This window comes from Streptomyces sp. NPDC057623, from assembly GCF_042800355.1.
Taxonomy (GTDB): domain Bacteria; phylum Actinomycetota; class Actinomycetes; order Streptomycetales; family Streptomycetaceae; genus Streptomyces.
The window spans coordinates 1-7,880 of sequence record NZ_JBHVGZ010000144.1 but is presented as its reverse complement, the minus strand read 5'-3'; the positions used below and the strand labels follow the sequence as shown (position 1 = coordinate 7,880).

Here is a 7,880-nt window from a genome sequence, read left to right as displayed (position 1 = left end):
CACACGGCTCCTCAGCCTGCCCACCACCAGCCACAGAAAGCGAAACGGCCCACCGACTCCGTCGGCGGACCGTCACGAAAGATCGAGGCTAGAGCCCAGGACGGCCCAGCGGCACGATCAGTGCAGCAAATAGGTGCAGCTATAATAACTGCACCTATATGGGAGCTGGTGCTGTGGACAAGCCCGCCGAGATGTTCGACCGCGTCTTCGAATGGGCCGAGCTGACCCGGTTCGCCACCCTGCCGGGCCCGCAAGCCACGCTGGGTGTGGTCTCCGGTCGTCGCCGGCAGGGCAAGACCTTCCTGCTCGATGCCGTCGCTCGTGCCAGTGGCGGCTTCATGTTCACCGCCACCGAGACCACCGAGGCCGACGCCCTGCGTCAGTTCGGTGAGGCACTGGCCCGTTATCGCGGGCAGCCGACTCCGTTCCGTTTCGCGCACTGGGACGAGGGGGTCGCGGAACTCATGCGCATCGCCGACGCGGGCGGTCCCGCCGTGGCGGTCATCGACGAGTTTCCCTTCCTCGCCAAGGCGTCTCCCTCCCTGCCTTCGATCATCCAGCGTGCTCTGGACCCTGCTGCCCAGCACACCAACACTCCCGTGCGCCTGCTGTTGTGCGGTTCCGCGCTGTCGTTCATGGGCCGGTTGCTGTCCGGCAATGCTCCACTGCGTGGCCGAGCCGGTCTCGAACTCGTGGTCCCGACCCTGGACTTTCGGCTCGCGGCCGAGTTCTGGCAGATCGACGACCCGCGCACGGCGTTGCTGACCAACGCCATCGTCGGGGGTACGCCCGCCTACCGCCGTGAGTTCACCCAGGGGGACACTCCTGCCGGGCCGGACGACTTCGATGCCTGGGTCGTGCGTGCGGTGCTCAACCCGGCGCGTCCGCTCTTCCGGGAGGCCCGCTACCTTCTCGCCGAGGAGCCCGAACTTCACGACACCGCGCTGTATCACTCGGTCCTGGCAGCCATCGCCGCCGGCAACGCCGCTCGTGGCGGCATCGCCGACTACCTGGGGCGCAAGTCCACCGACCTCGCCCACCCGCTGAGCGTCCTCCAGGACGTCGGCATGATCACCCACGAAGCCGACGCGTTTCGCCGCAACCGCTCCGCCTACCGCATCGCCGAGCCGCTCGTCACCTTCTACCACGCGGTCATGCGCCCGGCCTGGGGCGATCTGGAACGCCCCGGGCGGGCGCCCGACGTATGGCGCCGAACCCAGTCCACCTTCCGCAGCAAAGTCGTCGGTCCGCACTTCGAGCAGGTCTGCCGGGAATGGGCCCGCTGGCATGCGGCACCCGACACCCATGGCGGACACGTCACACGCGTCGCCCGCGGAACCGTCAACGACCCGGCAGCCAGGACCAGCCACGAGATCGACGTCGCCGTCCACGGCGAGAGCAAGGAGGGCCGCCAGCTGCTGCTCGCCATCGGAGAAGCGAAGTGGAGCGACGTGATGGGAGCCGGCCACCTGGAACGCCTCCGGCACATCCGCTCCCTACTGACCAGGAGCGGCACGGCTACCGAGGCAACGAGGCTCTACTGCTTCAGCGGCACCGGCTTCACCGATGAACTGACTCACCTCGCGAAGAACGACCCCACGATCCAACTGATCGACCTGCCCCGCCTCTACCACGGCGAATGACTCTCGATCTGCGGCACGGGGGACCGGTCGGCTGCACCGGCCGGCGGACCCGTATGAGGACTGCGGGCTCTTCGGAGAGGTAGGCGCAGGCTAATACGACCATGCGATCCGTCGTGGGACGGTCAGGGTGGGCGCGGGCCGCCACCACGACATGTCGGTGGTGGGCGCCGGATCCTCGGCCGAGAGTGGTACGTCGCGATTCGGCGGTAGCGTGGCGAAGCGAGCAAGGCTGCGGACAGGCGGGGCGGATTTCATGCGGATGCGGTGCGAAGCCGGAGCCGAGGACGAGTTCGAGGCGGCGTGTGGACTGTTGGTCGACCGGCTGGTCCGGTGGGCCGGGGATCAGGGGACTCCGGTGGACGCGTTCATGGTCGAGGCGGCGCTGGACTACCGGCACCGGGCGACCGCCGACGGTCGGCTGGGGCTGTGGGAGCCGCGGCATGTGGAGGAACTGCTGCTGCACTGGCTCCCCCAGCAGGTCACGGAGCTTCCCGGAGAGGAACGCGGCGACGGTCCGGGCACGTTGCGCACCCTCCTGCTCTTTCTGCATGCCGCGCAGTTGGCGAACCCGCGCGGTCCCGCAATCGGTGAATCCCTCGGCGCGGTGGCCACGGCCGAAGAGCGGTATCCGGCGGCGATGGCGGACCGTACTCGCTGGGGCCTGGCGAAGTTCTGGGCGGTGACCGCTGCCGAGCAGGGTGTGGACGTCATGGACGGAGCGGCGTTGCAGCGGTTCGCGGACCGTGCTCAGCGCGGGGAGGTCGCTTACGACCAACGAGCTCTTGACGCGATCATGGATCGGCGGTTGAACGGCCGTGTGTTGGCCGACGGAGTCCGGGCCGAGCCGCAGCTGCCGGTGGTGCTCCCTCCGGACGGTGAACTGCGGCTACGGGCCGAGGCGTCGACGACTGTGGCGCAGCTGCGGGGGCTTGCGGAGTGGGCGGGGCGCGAGGGGCGGGTGGTGACGGCTGCTGGGCGACTGCGGATGGCTGACGCCCGCGAGCTGGTGGGCGTGCTGGGCACCGGGGACAGGACCGAGGGGGTGCGCTCCTCGGCCGACCTGCCGCGGCTGGGACTGCTGGTGGAGTGGGCGAAGAAGGCGCGGCTGGTCCGGGTCGCCAAGGGCCGGTTGTACGCGGTGGCCAAGGCCAGGCCGGTGCTGGCCGACCCGCTTCAGCTCTGGTCGCGCGCCTTCGACGCACTCTTCGAACTGCGGCAGGCCCTGATCGGGACGCCCAGTGGCCGGCACGTCGAGTCGATGCTCTTCGACATCTACGGCGAGATGCTCGAGGACGTGCTGAACACGCTCTACAGCCTGCCGTACCCGATGCCCTGGCCGCGGCTTCGTGACTCTGTCCACCTGGGCTACCGGGCCCGCTTCCAACTGGACGTCGGCTCGGACCTGCGACACCGGATGTGGTTCGAGCACGCTGACCGGGACCTGCGTTCGGTGCTCGACGTGCTGGTGGACCTGGGCGCGGTCGAGCGCGAACAGGGGATGGCCGATCCGGTGTTCCTGGAGGCCGATCTTTCCGATCCAGAGGATTCCGGACCTGAACTGCCTGCGGGCATGCCGCAGGAACTCGCGGAGCTGCTGGGCGCCATGGGGGCGGCAGTGGATCCGGCTCAGGCGCGGGAGCGTGACCGCCGTCTGCGTGAGGAACTGACCGCCGGGCCCGTCGAACTCATCCGCCTCACCGAACTGGGCACCCGGGCCGTACGGCGACGGCTGCTGGCGGCCGGCCGGGACGCACCGCTGGTCGGTGAGCTGGTCCGGGCACCGGCAGCCGGTCTGCTGGGGGTGCTGGCCGAGGACTACGATCCGGATGCCGCATGCGCGGAACTGGCCGGCTGGATTTCGGCCCGCGGGGAGCAGGATGCCGCACTGCGGCAACTGACGGACGCCGTACGGACCATGGCGGGTGCGGCCTTCCGTACGCGGGCACAGGCGATGCTCGACGTGCTGGCGGTGGCGTGGCCCGACGGCGACGGCGAGCGGCTGCTGCATGCGCTGCGCGGTGACGCCGTACTGGCTCCGCTCGCGCTGAGCGCGCTGGCGCACCGTGAACTGTTGTCCCCCGAGGACATGACCGACGCCGAGCATCTGCTGGTGCTCGCCGAGAGCCTGCTCCAGATCGTGGAGCTGGCGGGCGGTGCGGGCGGCGGCGATGAGGCACTGCGCGCCCAGGGCGCCGAGGCCAGGGACGCGGTCGCCGCCGCGCTGGACTCCGCGCACCCGGACCGGGCCGGGCTTGAGGAACTCCGACACCTCGCGGCCAGGGCCTGGCGTACGTCCGCAGTTCGTCACCGCGGCGTCCGCGGGCGTGGGCGTTCTACGGGCAGGGGCGGGCGCAAGCGGCGCCGGTGACAGGGTGACACCGATCGGCACTGGGCGACCGTCCGGTCCGTCGGCCGGTTCTACGACTCGATGACGCGCGTTAGCGTCTGGGCCATGGCCGAGGGATGGGACGAGGACGGGCTGCGGGCCGTGCGCGGCGCGCTGCACGGGGCGGACGGGATGACGCTGCTTGCCGCGCTGCGCCGCGGACCCGTGACCGAGGTGCTGCAACTGGCCGGTGACGGTGTGGCAGGTACCGCTGTTCTGGGTCTGGCGGGGGCCGCGCAGATGGCTGCCACGTTCCTCGGAGCATTGCGGGAGCGCGGTTTCCGGGGCGATGAGGAACTGGCGGACGTGTTGCGCGGGCCTGTGGGGCACGTGGTGAATCCTGCCCTTCGTCCGCTCTCAGTCGATCTGGAGATGCTCGCCATGCTGCTGGAGGGCGACCCGGTCGAGTCCGGTGGTCGGCTCGATCTGTCCACCGGGGAGTGCCGGCCGGCCATCGTCGATGAGCTGGATACCGGGTTCGAGGAGGCGGACGATCCCGACCGGTGGCTGTCCGTGCCGGCGCTGGGTTCCCGGGACGGTTACGAGGACATGGAGCTGTTCATCGAAATGCTCGGTGACACCGCCCTCGCCGATCGGCTGCGGACCGCCATCCATGGCCGAGGCGCCTTCCGCCGCTTCAAGGATGTCCTCGCCCGTGACGAGCGCGCCTGGCGCCGGTTTCACCGGCTCAGCGATGAACGACGGCTCGGACGGGCTCGCGCCTGGCTGGCCGAAGAGGGCTGTCGACCAAGGCTGCCGTTCGGTGGCGACAGGTAGGGCGGCCCGCCCCCGGGCCAGGACGGGCGGGGGTGGCCCCGACGCCGTGAGCCGACGGCCCACCGGGCCCGTGCGGTCCTCTGAGCGCTTGGTTGAGGATGCTCCTCCCATACCGCTGAGGGGCTGAGCGCGCCGCAGGGGTGTGGTGGCCGCTGCTCCGCTGAAGAGGGGCGGAGCAGCGGCCACCAAAGCTGCGGTCAGCGTCGGAAGCCGCGCCCCGGGTCCCGGGCGTCCGGGTATCCGAATGGCTCGAACCAGGCTGCGGCGCGCAGGTCTCCCATGCCGAGGCGCTGGTTCACGTCGCCGTCCGGGTCCTCGATACCGTCCAGGCGTGCGTCGAAGAGCATGAGGACGTCGTGGTCCTGGAAGAACAGGTCGGAGCAGGCGTCCCAGTCGTAGTCGTCGCGGTGTTCGGGCAGGGTGCCGTGTGCGGTGTCGCGGGTGTCGATGTCGTCGAGGTAGCTGGGCGCGTCCTCGATAGCCAGGTGCAAGGCCATTTCCTCGGCGGTGCACGAGGGTTGGGGCCATCGCCCGTGTTCCAGGTCGCCGGTCAGGTCGTCGAAGGCTCGTGCCATTCGGCGGCGCCAGCTCCGGTCGGCGGACCAGGTGAGAGAGGGCAGGCGGGTGAACAGCTCCCAGTTGCCCGGCTGTTGCTTGGTCACGGGCTGATCGCGCAGGTCGTCGGAGTCGTCGTAGGCCTGGTCGGCCAGGACGCTCAACGCGGTCAGGAGCAGGTCGGCGGTGCGCGGGGTGAGTTGCCAGCCGCAGTTCTCGCAGTCCTCGTCTTCGCAGGAACACTCCTTGACCGGGAAGAGCGCGACCAGGTCGGGCTGCTCCTCGTCGGTTGGTGTGCCGGGGACCGGCTGGCGCAATCGCCACCCGTGGTGGAAGTGGGCTGTTACCGGGACGGGGCTCCAGTTGGTGAGCTCGTCGCCGTGCTCGGCCCGCAGCAGTCCTGCCTCGCTCTGGTCTTCCAGGGTGTCGGCACCGGTAATCCAACTACCGCTGTCGGTCAGGGTCATCACGGCGCCGATCAGGTCGCGAGGATCGTCTTCGGCCAACTCGGACGCTGGCAGCGGCTCCCAGCCGTCGTCGATCGCCGCGCGTATGAGTGCGTCCTCATCGGTGATGTGGAACTCGCGCAGATGAGTGATGCGTACGACCTTGCCCGGCAGATCCTTCAGACGCGCGCCGTCAGGCGTTTCTGACCCCGGCGCGGTGGGGGCCTCGTCGACGTGCGTGTCCTCGTCCTCTCCGAGGTCTTCGTCAGGTGGGCAGAACGTCGTGCCTGCGGGTGCGGGCCATGTTCCTGAGGCTGCGTGGGCCGTTGCCGCGCGCAAGGAGCCGGCGGGGGCGTCAGGCAGCGCAGTGGCCAGGGTGTTGAGGTCTTCCGTGACGACGTCGGTGTCGCGGGAGGCCAGTGCGCGGCGCAGTAGCTGGACCGCCTGGTAGGCGTGGTGCTTGTTCTTGCAGGTCAGCACTCCGGTGAGGGAACGAGCGCCGTGGTAGGGACCGATCAGAGCCATGACGCGGCTCTTGCTGGGGCTGTGCTCGCACAGGAAGTCGACGACGGGAGTGAGTTCGGGCTCGGTGGCCATGCGGGAGACTCCGGGGACGCGTTGGGTGCGCAACCTTGCGGATGCGCATGCGAAAGGGAGATTTCCGCTGGTGAGCGCGGTGCTGGCGCGCTCCCGGACGGGGACGGACGTGAGCCGCGGCTGGTGCCTCCGGTGCTACCGGCGGTCCGGGCCGTGCGGAAAGCCAGCGTACGTCAGTGCGCTGACATCGCCCCCAGGTGGCTGGACAGAGCAGTGCTGAGCGGCAGCGAGCCGGAGGCCGCGTTGACCCGGCGTCACACTGCTGGCGGATTCTGTGGCTTGCCGGCCCGGGCAAGGCAGGTGGCTGATTGCCTCGCGGGGTACGGATCCTCTGTGATCACCAAGCCTGATGACGCATCCCGTGGGCTGACGCGCCTCCGCGTGCTGGTGCGCACCGTCGGCCACGCTGCCGCTGACGCACTCGGTTGCGCTGCGCCGACGGGAGCTGCGGTCTCTCCCTGAGCCGTTGGCGAGCTGGGAGGGGAAGGTGGTGCGGTTCGTGGTGGCACCGCTGCGATGGAAAGACGTGATGGCCATGGCATGTGCTCCTTCTCGGAGTTGGAGTCCTTTGTTTGTCGGCGTAGTCGCGCTGGTGGACGGGGGCGAGGCGGACCCTCCCCATCCGGGCGGTTTCGCCCTGAAGGGCTCTGCCTGTCGGCAATGGGCGCGTACAGTGCGCTTCTTCGGAAGGTCAGCCGACTGGGATAGACCTCTGAGGCCACCCCGGGCGGACCTGTAAGGCGGTGCTGGCTACGTGGCGGCGAACGAGGCGGACAGCGCGGCAGCCGCCTGGTACACGGGCTTCTTCGGCCGATACGCGGTCACTAGAGTGCGCACGGCCCGAACCTGTGGCGGGTCCGCGGAATACGTACCGTGGACCCGGCATGGGAGTGTGAGGCTGAAGGCCAAAGTGCACGTGCGAAAAGGGAGCGAACCCCATTGGGTCACGTCCGTCGTGGCATCGACGCGAAGAAGGGAAGAGGGCTGTTCCTCGCTTCCTGACCGTGCCACTCTCCCACGCGACCCAATCCCTGTTTGGCGTGTGAAGTGCCTGGCGATGCGAGCGCCGTCTGCCTGAACTTCCGACTTCTTCCGCTCTCGTGGCCCCTGCTTAGCCAGTCGTCGGCACGGGCGCCACGAGAGCGTTGGTCAGCGTCGGAAACCGCGCTCGGGGTCCCGGGCGGGCGGGTAACCGAACGACTCGAACCACGCTGCCGCGCGCGGCTCGCCCATGCCCAGGTGCTGGTTCACGTCGCCGTCCGGGTCCTCGATGCCGTCGAGGCGTGCGTCGAACAGCATGAGTACGTCATGGTCCTGGAAGAACAGATCGGAGCAGGCGTTCCAGTCATAGTCGTCGCGGTGCTCGGGCAAGTGAGTGTGTGTGAGCTTGTTCCGCTTTGACGGACACCATCCGTGTGGTGGTCAGGCTGCGAGTGCGGTCTCGTATTCGGCGGGACTGCGGTAGCCGAGGCTGCT

5 protein-coding genes are annotated in these 7,880 nt (G+C 69.4%); 3 read left to right on the top strand and 2 right to left on the bottom strand.

Annotation, left to right across the window (positions count from 1 at the left end; translation table 11 throughout):
- The first annotated feature begins 191 nt into the window (after positions 1-191).
- The 3 genes from ACFU95_RS50410 (at position 192) to ACFU95_RS50400 (ending at position 4,806) form a co-directional block, all read left to right on the top strand.
- The gene (locus ACFU95_RS50410) at positions 192-1,643 is read left to right on the top strand and encodes an ATP-binding protein (RefSeq protein ID WP_383844509.1); all 1,452 of its coding nucleotides are present in this window, start codon (positions 192-194) and stop codon (positions 1,641-1,643) included.
- Positions 1,644-1,896: 253 nt separating this feature from the next.
- Positions 1,897-4,011: a hypothetical protein gene (locus ACFU95_RS50405; RefSeq protein WP_383844507.1), complete on the top strand. Its 2,115-nt coding sequence runs from the start codon at positions 1,897-1,899 to the stop codon at positions 4,009-4,011.
- Positions 4,012-4,095: 84 nt separating this feature from the next.
- Entirely contained in the window at positions 4,096-4,806 is a 711-nt protein-coding gene (locus ACFU95_RS50400; RefSeq protein ID WP_383844504.1) for a UPF0158 family protein, read from the top strand.
- Positions 4,807-5,003: 197 nt separating this feature from the next.
- Here ACFU95_RS50400 and ACFU95_RS50395 read toward each other — a convergent pair whose 3' ends face one another.
- Both ACFU95_RS50395 and ACFU95_RS50390 read right to left on the bottom strand, forming a co-directional pair.
- The gene (locus tag ACFU95_RS50395) at positions 5,004-6,404 is read right to left on the bottom strand and encodes a hypothetical protein (RefSeq protein ID WP_383844501.1); all 1,401 of its coding nucleotides are present in this window, start codon (positions 6,402-6,404) and stop codon (positions 5,004-5,006) included.
- A 1,149-nt stretch (positions 6,405-7,553) separates the two neighbouring features.
- Positions 7,554-7,775 carry a hypothetical protein gene (locus ACFU95_RS50390; protein ID WP_383844498.1) on the bottom strand — a complete coding sequence of 74 codons (222 nt, stop codon included), beginning with the start codon at positions 7,773-7,775 and terminating at the stop codon, positions 7,554-7,556.
- Positions 7,776-7,880 lie beyond the last annotated feature (105 nt).